At 56.1% G+C, this 2,014-nt stretch carries 1 protein-coding gene and 2 pseudogenes; 2 read left to right on the top strand and 1 reads right to left on the bottom strand.

Translation table 11 applies throughout. From position 1 onward, the window contains the following. Positions 1 to 103 (bottom strand): annotated as a pseudogene (locus CINSTRO3249_RS17805) (transposase); the annotation flags it as partial. A 24-nt stretch (positions 104 to 127) separates the two neighbouring features. Between CINSTRO3249_RS17805 and CINSTRO3249_RS15400 the strand changes: the two are divergent. Beyond that, a pseudogene (locus CINSTRO3249_RS15400) lies at positions 128 to 622 on the top strand (amino acid ABC transporter substrate-binding protein); the annotation flags it as partial. 70 nt (positions 623 to 692) lie between these two features. Further along, on the top strand, positions 693 to 1,868 hold the full coding sequence (locus CINSTRO3249_RS15395) for an amino acid ABC transporter permease (RefSeq protein ID WP_074013863.1): 1,176 nt from the start codon (positions 693 to 695) through the stop codon (positions 1,866 to 1,868). Positions 1,869 to 2,014 lie beyond the last annotated feature (146 nt).

Raw genomic sequence — 2,014 nt, 5'->3', positions numbered from 1 at the left:
GCGCGCTGCGCTGAAGCCATGTTTCTACGTCATGTCCGGCACCTTTCAGCAACTTAAAAAATGATTCAATATTCCAGCGCCAGTAATACCAACGAGCTACTTCCTCGCAGGTGATCTCGCTGCAAACGATCGCGCAGACGAAAGCGCTAAAGCGCTGGAGTCCGGCCGCTGCGATACCCTGGCTACCGACCAGTCTGGTCTGTACGCGCTGCGGATCAAGTTAAGCAAACCCGATGACTGGGTGGTGTTGCCGGAAGTGATCTCCAAAGAGCCGCTGGGACCGGTAGTGCGCCGCGGCGACGACGATTGGTTCACTATCGTGAAATGGTCGCTGTACGCCATGCTTAACGCTGAGGAAATGGAAATCACCTCGCAAAACGTTGATGAGCTGGCCGCCAACCCGAAAAATCCGGATATGGCCCATTTGCTCGGCAAAGAAGGTCACTACGGTGAAGAGCTGAAGTTGTCCAACGACTGGGCGCACAACATCATCAAGCAGGTCGGCAACTACGGCGAATCATTTGAACGCAACGTGGGTCAGGGCAGCGATCTGAAAATTAAGCGCGGTTTAAACGCCTTATGGAATCACGGCGGCATCCAGTACGCCCCGCCGGTACGTTAATAGCTGCCACAGTTCAGGAGCACCGGCGACGCCGGTGCTTTTTCTTCGATTTTCCTGCTGAGGCTTACCTATGCAACACCGCCCAACCGTAACGGGAAATTTCTCCCTGACCAACCCTGCGGTTCGCGCCTGGATTTACCAGATTCTGGCCGTCGTGGTCCTGGTACTGTTTGTCGGCCATCTGGTGCATAACACACTGACCAACCTGAACCACCGCGGCATTACCTCCGGTTTCGACTTCCTCAACAACGCCGCCGGGTTTGGCATAGTACAGCATCTTATTGATTTTGAACAAGGCGACACCTACGGGCGGGTCTTTGTCGTCGGCCTGCTCAATACGCTGCTGGTGTCGGCGCTGTGTATCGTTTTCGCCTCGATACTGGGGTTTATCATCGGCCTGTCCAGACTGTCTGAAAATTGGCTGCTGCGCAAACTCTCCACTTTGTATATCGAAATTTTCCGTAATATTCCGCCGCTGCTGCAAATCTTCTTTTGGTACTTCGCCGTCCTGCGCAACCTGCCTGGTCCCCGTCAGGCGGTAAACGCTTTCGATCTCGCCTTTCTCAGTAACCGCGGATTGTATTTGCCCGCCCCCGATGCCGGACCGGGCGCAGGGGCGACGGCCCTCGCGCTGCTGGTAGCCGTGGCTGCCTCGGTGGCGCTGTTTCGCCGCCGTCGCCGCCAGTTAAAAACCGGCCAATTGCGCCGCAGCTGGCCGTGGATAGTGGTGCTGCTGGTGGCCCTGCCGGCGCTGGCGCAGTTGATCGCCGGTCCCGCGATAGCTTGGGATGTGCCGCAGCTGCGCGGTTTCAATTTTCGCGGCGGTATGGCGCTGATTCCGGAACTGGCGGCGCTGACGCTGGCGCTGTCGGTTTACACCTCGGCGTTTATTGCCGAGGTGATCCGTTCCGGCATTCAATCGGTACCGTACGGCCAGCACGAGGCGGCACGCTCGCTCGGACTGCCGAACGCGGTAACGTTAAACAAAGTGATCCTGCCACAGGCAATGCGGGTGATCGTCCCTCCCTTGACCAGTCAATATCTCAATATCGTTAAGAACTCATCGCTGTCGGCCGCCATTGGCTATCCCGATATGGTGTCGCTGTTCGCCGGTTCCGTTCTCAACCAGACCGGCCAGGCCATTGAAACCATTGCCATCACCATGGCGGTCTATCTGGTCATCAGCCTGGCCATTTCGCTGCTGATGAATATTTATAATAAGCGCAAAGCGCTGGTAGAACGTTGAGAGGTGCCGATGACCATGATGAATAACCCCGAGTTTATTAGAGAGTAATTTTGGCAATACTACGCCGCTTCCTCTGATGCTAATTGCAAAGCGTAATAGTTCATTTCGGCTTCAGTAGGAGGGATGTAACCCAGCCGCCCGAGCAG

The organism is Candidatus Sodalis sp. SoCistrobi (assembly GCF_900143145.1).
Classification (GTDB): domain Bacteria; phylum Pseudomonadota; class Gammaproteobacteria; order Enterobacterales; family Enterobacteriaceae; genus SoCistrobi.
Note: the sequence above shows the minus strand (reverse complement) of the source record. Positions and strands in the feature narration are given on the sequence as shown.

Coding starts and splice junctions, on each gene's coding strand:
- CINSTRO3249_RS15395 (WP_074013863.1), top strand. CDS start 693: ATGCAACACCGCCCAACCGTAACGGGAAATTTCTCCCTGACCAACCCT.